This window comes from Streptomyces sp. NPDC051576, from assembly GCF_040681835.1.
Classification (GTDB): Bacteria; Actinomycetota; Actinomycetes; order Streptomycetales; family Streptomycetaceae; genus Streptomyces.
Window position 1 is genome coordinate 336,267 of record NZ_JBFAZO010000006.1, and the last position, 16,969, is coordinate 353,235.

Consider the following 16,969-nt stretch of genomic DNA (forward strand, 5'->3'; position numbering starts at 1 on the left):
TCAGGCAGCGGTACCGGGAGGCATTCGGCCATGACCGAGCTCGTGGAACACCGACAGCTTTTCATCGGCGGGGAGTTGACCGACCCCCTGGGCAAGGACGTCATCGAGGTGATCTCCCCGCACACCGAGGAGGTCATCGGACGCGTCCCGCACGCGTCGGCCGAGGACGTGGACCGGGCCGTCGCGGTGGCCCGCAAGGCCTTCGACGAGGGACCCTGGCCGCGCATGACACTCGACGAACGGATCGCGGTCGTCACCCGCATCAAGGACGCGATCGCCGCACGGTACGAGGAGATCGGCCGCGTCATCTCCTCCGAGAACGGGTCACCGTACTCCTGGAGCATCCTCGGTCAGGCCCTCGGCGCGATGATGGTGTGGGACGCGGCGATCAACGTGGCGAAGGGCTTCACCTACGAGGAGCAGCGGGACGGAGTCCTCGGCCGAATCCTCGTCCGCCGGGAGCCGGTCGGGGTGGTCGCGGCCGTAGTCCCGTGGAACGTCCCGCAGTTCGTGGCCGCCGCCAAACTCGCACCGGCCCTGCTCACCGGCTGCACGGCGATCCTGAAGCCGTCGCCCGAAGCGCCCCTGGACGCCTACCTGTTGGGCGAGATAGCGAAGGAGGCCGGGCTGCCAGAGGGCGTCCTGTCGATCCTCCCGGCCGACCGCGAGGTCAGCGAGTACCTAGTCGGACACCCCGGCATCGACAAGGTCTCCTTCACCGGCTCGGTCGCGGCAGGCAAGCGCGTGATGGAGGTCGCCGCCCGCCATCTCACCCGCGTGACACTGGAGTTGGGCGGCAAGTCGGCGGCGATCGTACTCCCCGACGCGGACATCACGACGTCGGTCCCCGGCATCGTCTCGTCGGCCTGGATGAACAACGGCCAGGCGTGCGTGGCCCAGACTCGCATCCTCGTGCCGCGTTCGCGCTACGACGAGTTCGCGGACGCCTTCGCGGCGGCGGCGAGCGCGCTGGTGGTCGGCGACCCGCTCGACCCGGCGACCCAGGTCGGCCCGCTGGTCGCCCAGCGCCAGCAGCGGCGCAACCTCGACTACATACGCATCGGCCAGGAGGAGGGCGCCAAGATCCTCACCGGCGGCGGCCGTCCACCCGGCCTCGACCGCGGCTGGTACGTGGAGCCGACCCTCTTCGGCGATGTCGACAACTCGATGCGGATCGCCCGCGAGGAGATCTTCGGCCCGGTGATCTGCCTGCTCCCCTACGGCGACGAGACCGAGGCCGTGAAGATCGCGAACGACTCCGACTACGGCCTGAGCGGCAGCGTGTGGACCGGTGACGTGGCCCACGGCATCGACATCGCCCGCCAGGTCCGCACCGGCACCTACAACGTCAACACCTTCAGCCTCGACATGCTCGGTCCCTTCGGCGGCTACAAGAACTCCGGTCTGGGGCGGGAGTTCGGGCCCGAGGGCTACTCCGAGTTCCTCGAACACAAGATGATCCACCTGCCCGCCGGCTGGGAGGGGTGAGCGGGGGATGGGCGACCGCTGGCAGGTCGAGGTCGACCGCTCCATCTGCATCGGCTCGGCCCAGTGCACCCACCAGGCCCCCGACCGCTTCCACCTCGACTCGGCCATGCAGTCCCACCCGACCGCCCCGGAGACCGACGCCAACGAGAAGATCCTCGCGGCGGCGGAGGGCTGCCCGGTGGAGGCCATCATGATCACGCTGCTGGGGAGCGGGGAGCCGGTGTTCCCGCCCGAGGAGTAGGGCGCCTCGGGCGGGGCTGGGGGCGGGAGTTCAGCGCCAGGAGGCGATGGTTCGGGACACCTGCCGAAGGTCGACCTCCTGGGCGCGGATCGCGCCTGTGAGGAGGTGTACTTCGTCGGGCTTCGGGGGCGCTATCGGCTCCCCGGAAGCCGCCATGTACTGCTGCGCGCACGCCCAGCCGATCACCGAGTTGTAGTCGGCGAAGGGGCGGAGAAGGACCGCGCTGTGCACGAACGTGGCGGCGCGGGCGGCGGCCGCCTCGTAGTAAAGCTGTCCGTGCGGCTGCTCGAAGGTGTGGCGCTTGGCCATGGCGTCGAGCGCCCCCCAGTCCTCGATGGGGGTGTTGACAGGAGAGACACGGGTCTGGACCTCAAGGATCCAGCCGGCGTCGACCCGGATGACAGGGCTCAACGCTGGCCCTCCGGCATGTCCTTGAAGACATCCATGTAATAGGCGACGGTCTCGTCCACGTCCTTCAGGAACGCCGCCCGCTGTGCGTCGGCGAGGATTATGTCGTGCGCGTGGGCACGCATCGACTTGCCGAGCGAGGCGGCGTGCGCCTTCGCCTCGGCCAGCTCTTCCTCGGTGAACTCCACTGTGATCATCGGCATGCAGTCATGCTAGCAGCGATGAAATCAGTGGCACTACCACCGGTCAATCGTCGGTTGACGTCAGATCGATCAACCTGCACACCGTCTCGATGTCGATCTTCACCTGGGCGATGGACGCGCGGCCCGACAGCCAGGTGATCAGGGCCGAGTGCCAGGTGTGCTCGATGACCCGGACCGCCGAGAGCTGGTCCGGGGTCGGGTTCTCCAGGCCCATCGCGTCCAGGATGATCACCGTGGTCTGGCGGGAGACCTGGTCGACCTCGGGGGAGACGCTGCGGTCCGCGAAGGTCAGCGCGCGGACCATCGCGTCGGCGAGATGCGGCTCCCGCTGGAGCGCGCGGAAGGCCCGCATCAGGGTCTCCGCGACCCGCTCGGCCGCGCTCTCGCCGCCCGGCGGCTTCTTGCGGAGCGTGCCGTGCATGTGCTCCAACTGGTCCTGCATCGTGGCGACAAGGAGATGCACCTTGGACGGGAAGTACCGGTACAGCGTGCCGAGCGCGACCTGCGAGGATTCCGCGACCTCCCGCATCTGCACCGCGTCGAAACCGCCCCGGCTCGCCAACTGCGCGCTCGCGTGCAGGATGCGGCGCCGCCGGGCCTCCTGCCGCTCGGTGAGGGGCGGCGAGGTCCGCGCAGTGGCTTCGGGCTTGGCTTGCGCTGGCATGGCTCCCGTTCCGTGACTGTCGGTGAGGGCGGGTGATCGGACCGATCATGGCAGGGCCCCGGCCGTGGTGTGAATCACCTGATCCACTTCTCACAGCGCCCGTACCGGCCGGTAGATTCAGAACCTCCTGGACGATCAAGTCTGAAACTTGTTCTAGATTAGCGTCCCGGCGTAATCTCGCGGGACAGTGCAGGGAGAAGGGGGCTCAGAGTGACCGCTGAGGCCAGTCAGGCGGGTCCCCAGGAGGACTCGGCAGCCGACGGCGAGCGACCGCTCCGTATCGCACTTCTCACCTATAAGGGGAACCCGTTCTGCGGGGGCCAGGGCGTCTACGTCCGCCATCTCTCCCGCGAGTTGGCCCGCCTCGGCCACTGCGTCGAGGTCATCGGATCGCAGCCCTACCCGGTCCTCGATCCGGGCTACGACGGCATCTCCCTGACCGAGCTGCCCTCGCTCGACCTCTATCGCTCCCCGGACCCCTTCCGCACCCCGAAGCGCGACGAGTACCGGGACTGGATCGACGCCCTCGAAGTCGCCACGATGTGGACCGGCGGCTTCCCCGAGCCGCTCACCTTCTCGCTCCGTGCCCGCCGCCAACTCCGTGCCAGGCGCGGCGAGTTCGACGTCGTGCACGACAACCAGACCCTCGGGTACGGGTTGTTGGGGGACGTCGGCGCGCCGCTGGTGACGACGATCCATCACCCCATCACCGTGGACCGGCAGTTGGAGCTGGACGCGGCGGAGGACTGGCGGCAGCGGATGTCCAAGCGCCGCTGGTACGCCTTCACCCGGATGCAGAAGCGGGTGGCCCGCCGGCTGCCGTCCGTCCTCACCGTCTCCGGCACCTCGCGCCAGGAGATCATCGACCACCTCGGCGTCCGCGACGACCGCATCCACGTCGTCCACATCGGCGCCGACACCGACCTGTTCTCCCCGAATCCGGCGGTGCCGCAGGTGCCGGGCCGGATCGTCACCACGTCCAGCGCGGACGTCCCCCTCAAGGGCCTCGTCTTCCTCGTCGAGGCCCTCGCCAAGGTCCGCACCGAGCACCCGGACGCCCACCTCGTCGTCGTCGGCAAGCGCCCGGCCGAGGGCCCGGTCGCCCAGGCCGTCGAGCGCTACGGCCTCGAAGGCGCCGTCGAGTTCGTGAAGGGCATCTCGGACGCCGAGCTCGTCGACCTGGTGCGCTCGGCGGAGGTCGCCTGCGTGCCCTCGCTCTACGAGGGCTTCTCGCTCCCGGCGGCGGAGGCGATGGCCACCGGCACGCCCCTCATCGCCACCACCGGCGGCGCGATCCCGGAGGTCGCCGGACGCGACGGCGAGACCTGCCTCGCGGTGCCGCCGGGCGACCCGGGCGCGCTGGCCTTTGGCCTGAGCCGGCTGCTCGCCGACCCGGCCCTGCGCACCCGCCTCGGCGCAGCCGGCCGCGAACGCGTACTGGCCCGCTTCACCTGGGCGAAGGCCGCCGAGGGCACGGCGGCCAGGTACCGAGAGGCCATCGCGGGCGGTACGACCTCGACCTCAACCTCCCCTTCCCAGACCAGTGTTACCGGCGTCTCTCCCGAAAGCAGGGCCACGTGCTGACCGTCGACTTCTCCCGGTTCCCGCTCGCCCCTGGCGACCGTGTCCTGGACCTCGGATGCGGTGCCGGGCGGCACGCGTTCGAGTGCTACCGGCGAGGGGCACAGGTCGTCGCCCTCGACCAGAACGCCGAGGAAATCGCCGAGGTCGCCAAGTGGTTCGCGGCGATGAAGGAGGCCGGCGAGGCGCCGGCAGGCGCCACCGCGACCGCGATGGAGGGCGACGCGCTCCAACTCCCCTTCCCGGACGAGTCGTTCGACGTCGTGATCATCTCCGAGGTCATGGAGCACATCCCGGACGACAAGGGCGTACTCGCCGAGATGGTCCGGGTGCTGAAGCCCGGCGGCCGCATCGCCATCACCGTCCCGCGCTACGGCCCCGAGAAGGTCTGCTGGACCCTCTCCGACGCCTACCACGAGGTCGAGGGCGGCCACATCCGCATCTACAAGGCGGACGAACTCCTCACGAAGATCCGCGAGGCCGGCCTCAAGCCGTACGGCACCCACCACGCGCACGCGCTGCACTCGCCGTACTGGTGGCTGAAGTGCGCGTTCGGCGTGGACAACGACAAGGCGCTGCCGGTGCAGGCGTACCACAAGCTCCTGGTCTGGGACATCATGAAGAAACCCCTCGCCACCCGGGTCGCCGAGCAGGCGCTGAACCCGCTGATCGGCAAGAGTTTCGTGGCCTACGCCACCAAGCCGCACCTGCCGCGGGTGGCCGCCAAGTGACCACCCCCCGGACAGAACACCTCGTCCTGCCCGGGGTCCTCACCGCGGAGCAGGCCGCCGCGACCGTCGCCGGCATCCTCGCCGTGCAGCGGGAGGACGGGGCGATCCCGTGGTTCCGGGGACATCACCTCGACCCGTGGGACCACACCGAGGCCGCGATGGCGCTCGACGCGGCCGGCGAGCACGAGGCCGCCGAGCGGGCGTACGACTGGCTCGCCCGGCACCAGAACGGTGACGGGTCCTGGTACGCGGCCTACGCCGACGGAGACCCGCACGACGTCATCGACCGGGGCCGCGAGACCAACTTCGTCGCCTACATAGCCGTAGGCGTGTGGCACCATTACCTCGCGACCGGCGACGACACGTTCCTGGACCGGCTGTGGCCGACGGTCTACGCGGCCGTCGAGTTCGTGCTCCGGCTCCAGCGGCCCGGTGGGCAGATCGGCTGGAAGCGCGAGGACGACGGCACGGACACCGAGGACGCGCTCCTCACCGGCTCCTCCTCCATCCACCAGGCACTGCGCTGCGCGCTCGCCATCGCCGAACAGCGCGAAGAGCCGCAGCCGGACTGGGAGTTGGCGGTCGGCGCGCTGCGGCACGCGATCCGTCGCCATCCGGAACGGTTCCTGGACAAGGACCGCTACTCGATGGACTGGTACTACCCGGTCCTGGGCGGCGCGTTGACCGGTACGGAGGCCAAGTCCCGGGTGGAGGAGGGCTGGAGCCGCTTCGTCGTGCCCGGCCTCGGTGTCCGCTGCGTCATCCCCAACCCCTGGGTCACCGGCGGCGAGTCAGCCGAACTCGCCCTGGCCCTCTGGGTGTTGGGCGAGTCAGACCGCGCCCTCGACATCCTCCAGTCCATCCAGCACCTGCGCGACGCGGAGACCGGCCTGTACTGGACGGGCTACGTCTTCGACGACGACGCGATCTGGCCGCGCGAACTGACCACGTGGACGGCGGGGTCGCTGCTCCTCGCGGTGGCCGCGCTGGGGGGCCACGATGCGACGTGCGCGGTTTTCGGCGGGGAACACCTGCCGTGCGGTTTGGACCCGGACTGCTGCTAGTCGCTCCGCGGGGCAGAGCGGCTCGCCTGAAGGGCCGCGCCTGTGCCGACCTGTTTTTCAGGGGCGCGGGGAACTGCGCGGCCGGCTACGGCGGGCCCGCAGATTCAACCCGCGCCCCGCGGAGCGCTCAGCGATGCACCCGGTTGGCGATCGCGTGGCCGATGAAGAGGTAGACCACCGCTGCCAGGCCGTAGCCGCACACGACTCGTGCCCAGGCCTCGTCGAAGGTGAACAGGTCGCGGGACCAGCCGGCGAGCCAGTTGGCCATGTGGTGGACGAACTGCACGAGGTCGTTCGCGCGGTTGGCGTCCAGGAGGTACATCAGAATCCAGAGGCCCAGGATGAGGGCCATGATGTCGGCGATGATCACGATGACGTTGCCGACGGAAGTGGAACCTCGTCGATAGTAGGGGGACATGCCGACCGGATTACCGCTCGCGCCCGGATGAAACCCGAACGGCATCGCCCGGGTGGCGCAACCGGCCCGGACGGGTGAGGCTGCCGGGGTAAGGACACCCACTCGGGGAGAAAACCCCGGAGGACCCCGTGCCCGTACCGATACGGCGCCTCTTCGTGGCGCTCACCCTGTGCTGCGCCCTGCTCGCCGGTGCCACCGCCTGCGGCGGCACGACCGACGAGGCCACGCGGGACACCGCGGCCGTCGTGGCCGCCGCCACCCCGAGCCCGAGCACCTCCGCCGAGCACCAGAAGCTCGCCAAGACCCGCTTCGTCGCGAACGCGGGCCTCGCCGCCGGTGCCACCTACCAGTGGATCGTGAAGCCCTGGAAGGCCGGCAAGTTCAAGAAGGGTGCGAGCGGACGCAGGTTCGCCCTCGTCAAGGCGGGCCTCGCGGGCGCGTTCGCGTACAACCGGCTCAAGGCGGCCAAGAAGAACGCCCAGGGCGACCCCGCGCTCTCCAAGGCGCTCGCCCCGCTGACCGCCGGCATCGACTCCCTCAAGGACCTGCCGTCCAAGCTGCGCAAGGGCGACTCGACCGACGCGACGGCGAATTCCTTCGACGACATCATCAACAAGGTCAAGGACGCCGGGAAGAGCGCCGGCGCCGAGGTCACCGACGAGGTGCCGTCGGCAGGCCAACTGGCGGGCGGCTCCTAGGAGTTCAGCTCGGCCAGGACTCGCAGCGTGTGCGGGTCGGGCGCAAGGGCCAGCAGATCCGTCACCGGGCCCTTGCGCCACAACTCCAGCCGCTCCGCGATCCGTTCACGCGGCCCGACCAAGGAGATCTCGTCGGCGAACGCGTCCGGCACGGCCATCACGGCCTCCTCCCGGCGACCCGCGAGGAACAACTCCTGTATCCGCCGGGCCTCTTCCTCGTACCCCATGCGCGCCATCAGGTCGGCGTGGAAGTTGCGGGCCGCGTGCCCCATCCCGCCGATGTAGAAGCCGAGCATCATCTTCACCGGGAGCAGCCCCTCGGCCACGTCGTCGCAGACCTTCACCTGCGCCATGGGAGCGACGAGGAAGCCCTCACGGAAGACGGTCGTCCCGTACACCTCGGGCCGACTCGGCGACCAGTACAACGGCAGCCAGCCGTCGGCGATTCGGGCCGTCTGCGCGACATTCTTCGGCCCCTCGGCCCCGAGCAGCACCGGCAGGTCCGAACGGAGCGGGTGCGTAATGGACTTGAGCGGCTTGCCGAGCCCGGTACCGTCCGCACCCCGGTACGGATGCGCGTGGAACCGCCCGTCCATCTCGACCGGCGCCTCCCGCCGCAACACCTGTCGTACGACCTCGACATACTCCCGGGTCGCGGTGAGCGGCGACTTGGGGAACGGCCGCCCGTACCACCCCTCCACCACCTGCGGCCCCGACAGCCCGAGCCCCAGCAGCACCCGCCCGCCGGAGAGATGGTCGAGAGTGAGCGCGTGCATCGCGGTGGTGGTCGGCGACCGGGCCGCCATCTGCGCAACGGCCGTACCCAGCTTGATCCTTGAGGTCCGCGACGCGATCCAGGTCAGCGGAGTGAAGGCGTCGGACCCCCACGACTCGGCCGTCCACACGGAGCCGTACCCCAGCCGCTCGGCCTCCAGCGCCAGCGGCACATGGTCGGCGGAGGGCCCGCGCCCCCAGTACCCGAGTGCGAGACCGAGCCGCATATCGCCTCCACAGCCACAGAGCTGACGGTACGTCAGGGATCGACGGCTGCGACTGTACGACAACGGCCCCCCACCCGGAAGGGCGAGGGGCCGCAGGAGACGCTGGGGCCGGCTCAGCCGCGCTGGATCCCCGAGGTGTCCTGCAGTACGCCACGACGGCCGTCCTGCGTCTGCGCGACGAGCGCCGGACCGCGCTGCTCCACGGCCAAGTACCAGGTACCCGGCGCGAGTTCGGCGATCGGCGCCTGTGAACCGTCCTCCGCGAACAGCGGCCGGGCCACCGGAACGGCGAACCAGAACGGCGAGAAGTCCGCGGCCGGAGCCGGCGCGGGCTGCGGCTGCGGCTGCCCGAACGGCTGCCCGGCCTGCGCCTGCTGCGGCGGGGTGCCGTACGAGGGCTGCTGCGGCGCACCGGCACCGGGGTAGCCGTAGCCACCGGGGGGCTGGGCGCCGTAGGGCTGCGGGGCGACGGGCTTGGGCGCCGGGATGAGGGCCGCCTGAAGAGCGGGAACCAGCGGCGTCGCGATGGCGGCACCGGCCAGGACGAGGGACGCGATGAAGCCGAGGATGAGCCCGGCGGCGGCGCTGCCACCGGTCGGTACGTCGACCAGCGTCCAGAACAGGCTCCACGCGACGAGCACCGTGAACGCCGCGCCGACCGTGCCGAGGTCGAGCCCGACCACCTTGCGCGGCTGCGGCAGGCTGCGGTTGACGACGATCAGAGCGGCACCGATGACACCGCCCACGTAGAGACCCAGACCGGTGCCGAGGTCGTCCCACGCATTCTGATCCAGGTTGTACCCGTCAATGGAGTAGAACTTGAGAAACGACGCGATGAAGAGCAATACCGCTGCTCCGATCACCACGCCGTCGCCTCGTGTGAGGGAGCGGATATTCACTTCAGGTCCTTCGTAGGTCGTCTCGTCGTCGGTAGACCCTATCGTCCACCCTGTCAGGGTGTCCGCCCGGATCAGCCCACTGATCGTTACCCGCGCAGGAAACTCACGATTCCCTCAGAGATTCCCTGCGCCGCCTTCTGTCGCCAGGCGCCGCTCGTCAGCAGTGCGGCATCCTTGCTATCGCGCATATTGCCGCACTCGATGAACACCTTGGGAACCGTTGACAGATTGAGACCGCCCAGGTCCTTACGCGTGACGAGACCGGTGCCGTCGCCGATGTAATTGGAGGGCTGTTCGCCCGTCGCCCGAAGGTAGTTGCTCTCGACGCTGCGGCCGAGGGCGGCGGAGGGGGCGACGATGGCGCGGGTGTCGGCGGCGCCCGCGTGGACCGAGGCCGGCAGGATCACGTGGAAGCCCCGGTCGCCGGCGGCCGCGCCGTCCGCGTGGATGGAGATCGCGGCGTCCGCGTGCGCGTCGTTGCCGATCTTCGCGCGCTGGTCGACGCAGGGGCCCCAGGACGGGGAGTCGCCGTCGTGGGTCAACTTCACGGTGGCGCCCTGCTGTTGGAGGAGCGTCTTCAGCCGGTGGGACACGTCCATCGTGAACTGGGCCTCCGCGTAACCCGCGTTGGTGGAGGTCCCGGTGGTGTCGCACTCCTTCCAGTTGGTGCCGATGTCCACCTTGCGGTTGATCTCGGCGGTGTGCCGGAAGTTGGTGATGTTGTGCCCCGGGTCGATGACGACGACCTTGCCCTTGAGGGGGCTGGGGTTCGGCGGCTTGTCGTCGTTCGACGCGGTGGCCGAGGGAGACATGGCCGCGCTCGACGACGCACCGGCCGCCGCGCTGCCCGAGCCGTCACCCGGGCTGCCCACCGCCTCGTACACGAACCACCCGATCAGCGCCCCCGGGACCAGCGCGGCCAGCGCCACGGTCAGGGGCCCCCGGCGGGGACGGCGGGGACGACTAGACAGGGGAGAATCGAATTCCGGACCTACGTACGACACGGAAGCCACCCTAACCGCCACCCGGAGCCGGTTTGCCGAACCGGCAACAAGAGTCGTGGGCGAGCCGCGCGGGGGCACAGGATCGACCCATGACCATGGTCAAGGACATCGACATCACGCACCGACTCGTCCCCGCTCCCGCAGGCCGTATCCACCTCGTGGAACAGGGCACCGGCCCGCTCGTCCTGCTGGTGCACGGATTCCCGGAGTCCTGGTACTCGTGGCGGCACCAACTGCCCGTGCTGGCCGCCGCCGGGTATCGCGCGGTCGCCGTCGACGTACGCGGCTACGGGCGCTCGTCCAAGCCCGGGGACGTGTCGGCTTACCGGATGCTCGACCTCGTCGAGGACGCCGTGGCCGTGGTGCACGCGCTCGGCGAACGGTCCGCGGTGATCGTCGGCCACGACTGGGGCGCGGGCATCGCCGCCAACTCCGCCCTCCTGCGCCCGGACGTCTTCCGGGCCGTGGGACTGCTGAGCGTCCCCTACACCCCGCGCGGCGGACCACGCCCCGGCGAGATCTTCGCGGGGATGGGTGGCGAGGAGGAGTTCTACGTCTCCTACTTCCAGGAGCCCGGCCGGGCGGAGGCCGAGATCGAGCCGGACGTGCGCGGCTGGCTCGCCGGTTTCTACGCCGCCCTGTCCGCCGACACCATGCCCGCGCCCGGCACCCCCGACCCGCACTTCGTGAGCCGGAGCGGTGGGACGCTGCGCGAGCGGTTCCCGGCGGACCGGCTGCCCGCCTGGCTGAGCGAGGACGAACTCGGCTTCTACGCGGGCGAGTTCGAGCGCACGGGACTCACCACCGCCCTGAACCGCTACCGGAACATGGACCGCGACTGGGCGGACCTCGCCGACCTCGACGGCGCGCCCATCACCCAGCCCTCCCTGTTCCTCGGCGGATCCCTGGACGCCTCCACCACCTGGCTGGCCGACGCGATCGCCGCCTACCCGGTGACCCTGCCCGGCCTGCGCGGCTCGCACATCCTGGAGGGCTGCGGGCACTGGATCCAGCAGGAGCGGCCGACCGAGGTCAACCAGTACCTGACGAAGTGGCTGGCGGAGCTGCCGAGTTGAGGTCAGATGCCGGTACCCGTGCGCCGTAGGACACGCAGGGAGTCCGTCGCCGACACCTCCGTGAAGGCGCCGGACTCCAGGGCCCTGAGGTACACGCGGTAGGGGGCCTGGCCGGTGAACTCGTCCTCCGGGTGCGGGAACACGTCGTGGATGACGAGGAGGCCGCCCTCGGCGACATGGGGTGCCCAGCCCTCGTAGTCGCCGTTCGCGTGCTCGTCGGTGTGGCCGCCGTCGATGAAGACGAGGCCGAGCGGGGTCCCCCAGATCCGGGCGACCTGCGGCGACCGCCCGACGAGGGCCACCACGTGCTCCTCCAGACCGGCGCGGTGCAGCGTCCTGCGGAACGTGGGCAGCGTGTCCATCAGGCCGATCTCGGGGTCCACGGTCTCCGGGTCGTGGTACTCCCAGCCCGGCTGCTGCTCCTCGCTGCCCCGGTGATGATCGAGCGTGAGCGCGACGACCCCGGCCTCACGGGCGGCGTCCGCGAGGAGGATCGTCGAGCGCCCGCAGTACGTGCCCACTTCCAGCAACGGCAGTCCCAGCCGCCCGGCCTCCACGGCGGCGGCGTGGAGAGCCAGTCCCTCACCGGCCGGCATGAATCCCTTCGCCGCTTCGAAGGCGGCGAGGATCTCGGGCTTGGGCTCCTGGGGCATAGGAGTTCCTTCGGTGAGGACGGGCTGCTGGGCTCGGCCAAGAGTACGACCCGCCGACTACGCGCTGACCGTCTCCCCGGGCAAGGAGAGGTCCAGGTCGACCGCGACCTCGTCCCCCGCGTGCGTCGCGGACGAGGCCAGCGGACCGTGACCCGCCGCCCGCGCGGCCAGCACATACGCCCCCTGCGAGGGCACGGCCAGGACATAACTCCCGTCGTCCTCGGAGAGGGTCGCCCCCGCCTGCCGCCCCCGCCGGTCGATCAGCGTGACCTTGGCCCGGGCGACCGGCGAACCGTCGGCGCCCAACACCCGCCCACGGAAGCCCCGTAGAACCTCCTCCGCCCGCTCCAGGTTGGCCTCCTCCTCGCTGCTGAAGTTCAACTGCGGCGCCCGGTTCGGCTTGGGGAGGAACAGGGCCATCAGGAGGCCTACGGCGACCGCGCCGGTGGCGATCAGGAAGGACACCCGGAAGCCGTGCATGGTCGGGATCGCGACCCCGCCCACATGGTTCGCGGTGTTGGCCAGCACCATGCCGATCACGGCGCTGGACACCGACGTGCCGATGGACCGCATCAGGGTGTTGAGGCCGTTCGCCGCGCCGGTCTCCGAGGCCGGGACCGCGCCGACGATCAGCGCGGGGAGCGAGGAGTAGGCGAGGCCGATGCCCGCGCCGAGGACGACGGCGATGACGAGGCTCTGCCAGGCGGCGCTCATCAGGCCGAGGCCGGCGCCGTAGCCGATGCCGATGATCAGCATGCCGAGGATCAGGGTGACCTTGGGTCCGTACTTCGCCGAGAGACGGGCGTAGACCGGGGCCGTGAACATCATCGTCAGGCCGAGCGGCGCGACCAGCAGGCCGGCGGTGACCATCGACTGGCCGAGGCCGTAACCGGTGGCCTTGGGCAGCTGGAGGAGCTGGGGCAGGACGAGGGAGACGACGTAGAAGGAGACGCCGACCATGATCGAGGCGAGGTTGGTGAAGAGGACCGCAGGGCGGGCCGTGGTGCGCAGGTCCACCAGCGGGGCCTTCAGACGCAGCTCCATCACGCCCCACAGGACGAGGACGACCGCGGACGCGGCGAACAGGCCGAGCGTGGTGCCCGAGGTCCAGCCCCAGTCACTGCCCTTGGTGATCGGCAGGAGGAAGAGGACGAGGCCCGCGGAGAGGCCGATCGCGCCGACTACGTCGAAGGTGCCCTCGGCGCGCATCGGGGATTCCGGCACGACGAGGAGGACGAGGAGGATGGCGAGGACGCCGAGGCCGGCGGCGCCGTAGAACAGGGCGTGCCAGTCGGCGTGCTGCGCGACCAGGGCCGCGCTGGGGAGCGCCAGGCCGCCGCCGACGCCGATCGAGGAACTCATCAGGGCCATGGCCGAGCCGAGCTTCTCGCGGGGCAGCATGTCGCGCATCAGACCGATGCCCAGGGGTATCGCGCCCATCGCGAAGCCCTGGAGCGCGCGGCCCGCGATCATCGTGAGGAGATCGCTGGTGAGCGCGCTGATCAGAGAGCCGACCACCATCACGGCCAGGCTGGCGATCAGCATCCGCCGCTTGCCGTAGAGGTCGCCGAGGCGGCCCATGATGGGCGTGGCCACCGCTCCGGAGAGAAGTGTCGAGGTCAGGACCCAGGTGGCGTTGCTGGGCTCGGTGCCCAGCAGTTGCGGCAGGTCCTTGATGACCGGGACGAGCAGGGTCTGCATCACCGCGACCACGATGCCCGCGAAGGCGAGCACCGGCACGATGGCGCCGGACGGCCTCCGTGCGGGCTGGTCGGTCGACGTGTGCGTCATGGAGTGAGGCCTCCAGGCCTGAAGAGGTGGGTGGAGCGGGACGAGATAAGTGGTGGGTAAACCTCGTATGCATGGGCAACTATTCCGATGCTTCGGCGTACTAACGAATCCTTGACCGTCCCATGAACATCTGACCCGCCGTCAATTCTGGTCACTCGCTCTGGCCATTCATTGAAACGTGTTCTAATCTCGCCCGCCATGAAGGCCTATGTCGCCGGCGTCGGGATGACGAAGTTCGAGAAGCCGGAGAGCCGGGAGTGGCAGTACTGGGACATGGTGCGCGAGGCGGGGACCGCCGCCCTCGCCGACGCCGGGATCTCCTACGACGAGGTGGAACAGGTTCCGATCGGCTACTGCTTCCAACCCTCGACCGCCGGCCAGCGCGCCGCCTATGAGCTGGGTCTCACCGGCATCCCCGTCTACAACGTCAACAACAACTGCGCCACGGGCTCGACCGCCCTGATGCTGGCCCGGCAGCTCGTCGAGGGCGGCGCCGCCGACTGCGTGCTGGCGGTGGGCTTCGAGAAGATGAAGCGGGGCGCGCTCGGGGGCGGTGCTGACGGTGGAGACTTCGCCACGTCCCCCGTCGCCCGGCACTACGGCGTGATGGCCGCCCGGCACGGCTTCGAGATGTCCCCGCCCACCGCGCAGATCTTCGGCGACGCGGCCCGCGAACACATGGAGAAGTACGGCACGACCGAGGCGCAGCTCGCCGCCGTCGCCGCCAAGAACCACCGGCACTCCGCGCACAACCCGAACGCCCAGTTCCAGGACGTCTACGACGTCGACGACATCCTCGCCGCACGGGTCGTCCACCACCCGCTGACGAAGCTCCAGTGCTCCCCGACCTCGGACGGCGCGGCGGCGGCGGTCGTCGTCTCCGAACGCTTCGCCCAGGCCCGCGGCCTGCCCGGCCCGCTCGTCGAGATCGTCGCCCAGGCGATGACCACCGACACCGAGGACTCCTTCGCCTCGGGATCGTGCATCGACGTCGTCGGACAGCCCATGTCCCGGGCCGCCGCCCGCCAGGTCTACGACCGCTCGGGACTCGGCATCGAGGACGTGGACGTCGTAGAACTGCACGACTGCTTCTCGATCAACGAACTGCTGACGTACGAGGCGCTGGGCATGTGCGATCCCGGCGAGTGCGGGAAGCTCGTCGAGTCCGGGGGAACGACCTACGGCGGACGCTGGGTGGTCAACCCGTCCGGCGGGCTGATCTCCAAGGGGCATCCGCTGGGGGCCACCGGGATCGCCCAAGTCGCCGAGCTGGTCTGGCAGTTGAGGGGGGCGGCGGGGGAGCGGCAGGTGCCGGGGGCCGAGGTGGGGCTGGCGCACAACATCGGGCTGGGCGGGGCGGCGGTGGTCACCATGGTGCGGGCGGTGTAGGACCGGCGGCGTAGGTCTCACGGTGGGTCCGCGGTCGGGGCGAAATACCGATGCAAGGGGCGCAGACCGGTTGAGAGTATGACGACCATGCCCCGAGCCGCTGACGCCTCCCGAATAGCCCGCCCGTCCCGTTTCTCCCGGCAGGGCACGGCACCGCCCGCCTGGCTGGTCGTGGCGCTCGCCTGCGCCGGGCAGTTCCTCGTCGTGCTCGACGTGTCCGTCGTCAACGTGGCGCTGCCGTCGATGCGGACCGACCTGGGGATGAGCGCGTCAGGGCTTCAGTGGGTGGTCAACGCGTACGCCATCGCCTTCGCCGGGTTCATGCTGCTCGGCGGGCGGGCCGGTGACCTCTACGGGCGCAAGCGGATGTTCCTGGTCGGGCTCGCGCTCTTCACCCTGGCCTCGCTCTGCGGCGGGCTGGCCCAGGACGGCTGGCAACTTCTGCTCGCGCGGGCCGTGCAGGGACTGGGCGCGGCCGTGCTGGCTCCCTCGACGCTGACCATCGTCACCTCGGCGGTGCCGGAGGGCGCGGCCCGTGCCCGGGCCATCGCCACCTGGACAGCGGTCGGCGCGGGCGGCGGAGCGGCGGGCGGACTCGTCGGCGGAGTACTGGTGGACACGCTGTCCTGGCGCTGGGTGCTGCTGATCAACGTGCCCGTCGGTGCGGTGGTGCTGCTCAGCTCGCTGCGGTGGCTCCCGGAGAGCCGGGCCGGTGACGGGCGGCGGCTCGATCTGCCCGGTGCCGTGCTGGTCACGGCGGGGCTCGGGGTCCTGGCCTACGGCATCTCGCAGACCGAGGCCGAGGGGTGGACGGCCGGGGCCACCCTGACACCACTGGCCGCCGGGCTCGCGCTGGTCGCCCTCTTCCTTCTCGTCGAGGCGCGTACGGCTGCCCCGCTGATGCCGCTCGGGCTGTTCCGGGCGCGGGCGGTGTCCTCGGCCAACGCGGGGATGTTCCTGTGCGGCTCCGCGATGTTCTGCATGTGGTTCTTCATGACGCTGTACACGCAGAACGTGCTCGGGTACACACCGCTGGAGGCCGGGCTCGCGCTGGTGCCGAGTTCCCTGGCCGTCCTGATCGGCTCCAAGTCGGCGCCCCGCTTCATGCCGGTCCTCGGCGCGCGCAACGTCGCCGTGCTCGGGACGCTGATCGCCGCGGTGGGCTTCGGCTGGCAGTCGCTGATGACCGCGCGCGGGGACTACCTGACCGACATCATGTTCCCCGGAATCCTGATGATGCTGGGCGCGGGCCTGACGGCCACCCCGCTCGCCGCGCTCGCCACGTCCGGTGCCGCGCCGGGGGAGGCCGGTCTCGTCTCCGGGCTGGTCAACACCTCGCGCACGATGGGTGGTTCGCTGGGCCTCGCGGTCATGTCGACGATCGCGGCGGCGCGTACGGCACGGGTCGCGGGGAGCGGCGGGCTCACGCCGGAGGCGCTGACGGACGGGTACGCGCTGGCGTTCCGCACGGGGACGGGGGTGCTGCTCGGCGGGGTGGTGCTGATGGTGGTGTGGCTGCCGTGGCGCAAGGCGCCGGCGCCCGCGGTGGCGGGGGCGGGCCTGGACGCGGCGGTGGCTCAGGAGGGCGCGGAGGGCGTGGAGAACACGGCTGCGACGACTTTCGAGAAGTGAGGCAACGGTTCGGGCGGCTCATGGACTC

Annotated in this window: 18 protein-coding genes; 9 read left to right on the forward strand and 9 right to left on the reverse strand. The window is 70.4% G+C overall.

What is annotated here, in order from left to right:
- The first annotated feature begins 30 nt into the window (after positions 1 to 30).
- Both AB0M63_RS22230 and AB0M63_RS22235 read left to right on the forward strand, forming a co-directional pair.
- Complete coding sequence (locus AB0M63_RS22230; protein WP_355917152.1) at positions 31 to 1,488, forward strand: aldehyde dehydrogenase; 1,458 nt, start codon at positions 31 to 33, stop codon at positions 1,486 to 1,488.
- A gap of 7 nt (positions 1,489 to 1,495) precedes the next feature.
- Positions 1,496 to 1,729: a ferredoxin gene (locus AB0M63_RS22235; RefSeq protein WP_355917149.1), complete on the forward strand. Its 234-nt coding sequence runs from the start codon at positions 1,496 to 1,498 to the stop codon at positions 1,727 to 1,729.
- Between the two features lie 30 nt (positions 1,730 to 1,759).
- Here the strand turns inward: AB0M63_RS22235 and AB0M63_RS22240 are convergent, their stop codons facing one another.
- From AB0M63_RS22240 to AB0M63_RS22250, 3 genes are read right to left on the reverse strand one after another with little or no spacing between them, the layout of a single operon-like run.
- On the reverse strand, positions 1,760 to 2,140 hold the full coding sequence (locus AB0M63_RS22240; RefSeq protein WP_355917147.1) for a hypothetical protein: 381 nt from the start codon (positions 2,138 to 2,140) through the stop codon (positions 1,760 to 1,762).
- A complete protein-coding gene (locus tag AB0M63_RS22245; RefSeq protein WP_355917144.1) occupies positions 2,137 to 2,340 on the reverse strand; it encodes a hypothetical protein in 204 nt (67 codons plus the stop codon). The genes AB0M63_RS22240 and AB0M63_RS22245 overlap by 4 nt, the downstream gene beginning before the upstream one ends.
- A 43-nt stretch (positions 2,341 to 2,383) precedes the next feature.
- Positions 2,384 to 3,004, reverse strand: coding sequence for a TetR family transcriptional regulator (locus AB0M63_RS22250; RefSeq protein WP_355917141.1), 621 nt, complete (start codon positions 3,002 to 3,004; stop codon positions 2,384 to 2,386).
- A 210-nt stretch (positions 3,005 to 3,214) separates the two neighbouring features.
- On the opposite strand from AB0M63_RS22250, the gene AB0M63_RS22255 reads away from it, so the two are divergent.
- Genes AB0M63_RS22255 through AB0M63_RS22265 form a run of 3 tightly spaced genes read left to right on the forward strand, consistent with a single transcriptional unit; the run spans position 3,215 to position 6,380 of the window.
- Positions 3,215 to 4,588: a glycosyltransferase family 4 protein gene (locus tag AB0M63_RS22255; protein WP_366020562.1), complete on the forward strand. Its 1,374-nt coding sequence runs from the start codon at positions 3,215 to 3,217 to the stop codon at positions 4,586 to 4,588.
- On the forward strand, positions 4,582 to 5,316 hold the full coding sequence (locus tag AB0M63_RS22260) for a class I SAM-dependent methyltransferase (protein WP_355917135.1): 735 nt from the start codon (positions 4,582 to 4,584) through the stop codon (positions 5,314 to 5,316). The genes AB0M63_RS22255 and AB0M63_RS22260 overlap by 7 nt, the downstream gene beginning before the upstream one ends.
- Complete coding sequence (locus AB0M63_RS22265; protein WP_366020563.1) at positions 5,313 to 6,380, forward strand: prenyltransferase; 1,068 nt, start codon at positions 5,313 to 5,315, stop codon at positions 6,378 to 6,380. Before AB0M63_RS22260 ends, AB0M63_RS22265 begins: the two co-directional genes overlap by 4 nt.
- Before the next feature lie 127 nt (positions 6,381 to 6,507).
- Here AB0M63_RS22265 and AB0M63_RS22270 read toward each other — a convergent pair whose 3' ends face one another.
- Complete coding sequence (locus tag AB0M63_RS22270) at positions 6,508 to 6,798, reverse strand: hypothetical protein (RefSeq protein ID WP_355917130.1); 291 nt, start codon at positions 6,796 to 6,798, stop codon at positions 6,508 to 6,510.
- A gap of 128 nt (positions 6,799 to 6,926) precedes the next feature.
- Here AB0M63_RS22270 and AB0M63_RS22275 point away from each other — a divergent pair, with 128 nt between their 5' ends.
- Positions 6,927 to 7,496 (forward strand): hypothetical protein, encoded by a 570-nt coding sequence (locus AB0M63_RS22275; protein WP_366020564.1) that lies wholly within the window; start codon positions 6,927 to 6,929, stop codon positions 7,494 to 7,496.
- Here the strand turns inward: AB0M63_RS22275 and AB0M63_RS22280 are convergent.
- The 3 genes from AB0M63_RS22280 to AB0M63_RS22290 all read right to left on the reverse strand — a co-directional run bounded on the left by AB0M63_RS22280 (position 7,493) and on the right by AB0M63_RS22290 (position 10,400).
- Positions 7,493 to 8,497, reverse strand: a complete 1,005-nt coding sequence (locus tag AB0M63_RS22280; RefSeq protein ID WP_366020565.1) for an LLM class F420-dependent oxidoreductase — start codon at positions 8,495 to 8,497, stop codon at positions 7,493 to 7,495. The two genes, AB0M63_RS22275 and AB0M63_RS22280, sit on opposite strands and share 4 nt — an antisense overlap.
- Positions 8,498 to 8,610: 113 nt before the next feature.
- On the reverse strand, positions 8,611 to 9,396 hold the full coding sequence (locus AB0M63_RS22285) for a DUF5336 domain-containing protein (protein WP_366020566.1): 786 nt from the start codon (positions 9,394 to 9,396) through the stop codon (positions 8,611 to 8,613).
- Between the two features lie 86 nt (positions 9,397 to 9,482).
- Complete coding sequence (locus tag AB0M63_RS22290; protein ID WP_366020567.1) at positions 9,483 to 10,400, reverse strand: N-acetylmuramoyl-L-alanine amidase; 918 nt, start codon at positions 10,398 to 10,400, stop codon at positions 9,483 to 9,485.
- A gap of 89 nt (positions 10,401 to 10,489) precedes the next feature.
- Here AB0M63_RS22290 and AB0M63_RS22295 point away from each other — a divergent pair, with 89 nt between their 5' ends.
- On the forward strand, positions 10,490 to 11,476 hold the full coding sequence (locus AB0M63_RS22295) for an alpha/beta hydrolase (protein ID WP_366020568.1): 987 nt from the start codon (positions 10,490 to 10,492) through the stop codon (positions 11,474 to 11,476).
- A 2-nt stretch (positions 11,477 to 11,478) separates the two neighbouring features.
- On the opposite strand, the gene AB0M63_RS22300 is transcribed toward AB0M63_RS22295, so the two are convergent.
- Both AB0M63_RS22300 and AB0M63_RS22305 read right to left on the reverse strand, forming a co-directional pair.
- Complete coding sequence (locus tag AB0M63_RS22300) at positions 11,479 to 12,129, reverse strand: class I SAM-dependent methyltransferase (protein WP_366020569.1); 651 nt, start codon at positions 12,127 to 12,129, stop codon at positions 11,479 to 11,481.
- Between the two features lie 57 nt (positions 12,130 to 12,186).
- Complete coding sequence (locus tag AB0M63_RS22305; protein WP_366020570.1) at positions 12,187 to 13,920, reverse strand: MFS transporter; 1,734 nt, start codon at positions 13,918 to 13,920, stop codon at positions 12,187 to 12,189.
- Between the two features lie 198 nt (positions 13,921 to 14,118).
- Here AB0M63_RS22305 and AB0M63_RS22310 point away from each other — a divergent pair, with 198 nt between their 5' ends.
- On the forward strand, positions 14,119 to 15,309 hold the full coding sequence (locus AB0M63_RS22310; RefSeq protein ID WP_366020571.1) for a lipid-transfer protein: 1,191 nt from the start codon (positions 14,119 to 14,121) through the stop codon (positions 15,307 to 15,309).
- 78 nt (positions 15,310 to 15,387) lie between these two features.
- A complete protein-coding gene (locus AB0M63_RS22315) occupies positions 15,388 to 16,941 on the forward strand; it encodes an MFS transporter (RefSeq protein ID WP_366020572.1) in 1,554 nt (517 codons plus the stop codon).
- Positions 16,942 to 16,969: the final 28 nt, after the last annotated feature.

Excerpts from the sequence above, each read along its gene's own strand:
- AB0M63_RS22310 (WP_366020571.1), top strand. The coding sequence starts at position 14,119 with ATGAAGGCCTATGTCGCCGGCGTCGGGATGACGAAGTTCGAGAAGCCG.
- AB0M63_RS22280 (WP_366020565.1), bottom strand. The coding sequence starts at position 8,497 with ATGCGGCTCGGTCTCGCACTCGGGTACTGGGGGCGCGGGCCCTCCGCC.
- AB0M63_RS22270 (WP_355917130.1), bottom strand. The coding sequence starts at position 6,798 with ATGTCCCCCTACTATCGACGAGGTTCCACTTCCGTCGGCAACGTCATC.
- AB0M63_RS22245 (WP_355917144.1), bottom strand. The coding sequence starts at position 2,340 with ATGCCGATGATCACAGTGGAGTTCACCGAGGAAGAGCTGGCCGAGGCG.
- AB0M63_RS22315 (WP_366020572.1), top strand. The coding sequence starts at position 15,388 with ATGACGACCATGCCCCGAGCCGCTGACGCCTCCCGAATAGCCCGCCCG.
- AB0M63_RS22295 (WP_366020568.1), top strand. The coding sequence starts at position 10,490 with ATGACCATGGTCAAGGACATCGACATCACGCACCGACTCGTCCCCGCT.
- AB0M63_RS22235 (WP_355917149.1), top strand. The coding sequence starts at position 1,496 with ATGGGCGACCGCTGGCAGGTCGAGGTCGACCGCTCCATCTGCATCGGC.
- AB0M63_RS22305 (WP_366020570.1), bottom strand. The coding sequence starts at position 13,920 with ATGACGCACACGTCGACCGACCAGCCCGCACGGAGGCCGTCCGGCGCC.
- AB0M63_RS22300 (WP_366020569.1), bottom strand. The coding sequence starts at position 12,129 with ATGCCCCAGGAGCCCAAGCCCGAGATCCTCGCCGCCTTCGAAGCGGCG.
- AB0M63_RS22250 (WP_355917141.1), bottom strand. The coding sequence starts at position 3,004 with ATGCCAGCGCAAGCCAAGCCCGAAGCCACTGCGCGGACCTCGCCGCCC.
- AB0M63_RS22230 (WP_355917152.1), top strand. The coding sequence starts at position 31 with ATGACCGAGCTCGTGGAACACCGACAGCTTTTCATCGGCGGGGAGTTG.